The organism is Streptomyces palmae (genome assembly GCF_004684805.1).
GTDB classification, from domain to species: domain Bacteria; phylum Actinomycetota; class Actinomycetes; order Streptomycetales; family Streptomycetaceae; genus Streptomyces; species Streptomyces palmae.
The window spans coordinates 1-863 of the sequence record NZ_SRID01000752.1 but is presented as its reverse complement, the minus strand read 5'-3'; the positions used below and the strand labels follow the sequence as shown (position 1 = coordinate 863).

The following is an 863-nucleotide window of genomic DNA, read 5'->3' as shown; positions in this document are numbered from 1 at the left end:
GGCCCCCACCCGGGCGTTCCCGAGCATTCCCCGGCCTCGCCCCGGCCGGCCGAGGGCCGCCGGCGTCCGTCCCCGAGCACCGTCCCACCACGTGGAACGCGCGGGCGCGCGCCGCGAGCCAGGGCCGCCCGTGGGTATCGTGGCGGCATCCTCCCCCAGCCACCGCTGGGAGGTGCCCCCAAGCGCAGGGAGCCCACCGTGATGTCGGCCAGCCACTACACCTACCTCGGCCCCGAGGGCACGTTCACCGAGGCCGCGCTGCGCACTCTGCCCGAGGCCGCCACCCGTGAGCTGGTTCCCATGCTCTCGGTCCCGGCCGCGCTGGACGCCGTACGATCCGGGGCCGCCGCGGCGGCGCTGGTGCCGATCGAGAACTCGGTGGAGGGCGGCGTCACCGCCACGCTGGACCAACTGTCCACCGGCGAACCGCTGATGATCTACCGCGAGGTGCTGCTGCCGATCGCCTTCGCGCTGCTGGTGCGTCCGGGCACCGCGCTGACGGACGTGAAGACCGTGACCGGGCACCCGGTGGCCCAGCCCCAGGTGCGCAAGTGGCTGGCGGCGAACCTGCCGGACGCGCAGTGGGAGTCGGCCGCCTCCAACGCGGACGGCGCCCGGCTGGTGCAGGAGGGACGCTATGACGCGGCGTTCGCCGGTGAGTTCGCCGCCTCCCGGTACGGCCTGGAGCCGCTGGTCACCGAGATCCATGACGCGCAGAACGCGGTCACCCGCTTCGTGCTGGTCGGCCGTCCGGCCCGGCCGGCCGCGCGCACCGGGGCGGACAAGACCTCGGTGGTCATCTGGCTCGACGACGACCACCCGGGTGCGCTGCTGGAGCTGCTCCAGGAGTACTCGGCGCGCGG

Annotated in this window: 1 protein-coding gene; it reads left to right on the top strand. The window is 74.7% G+C overall.

The features are described from left to right. Window positions 1–201: 201 nt before the first annotated feature. On the top strand, window positions 202–863 hold a 662-nt coding region (gene pheA / locus E4099_RS32485), incomplete at its 3' end, for a prephenate dehydratase (RefSeq protein WP_135342656.1).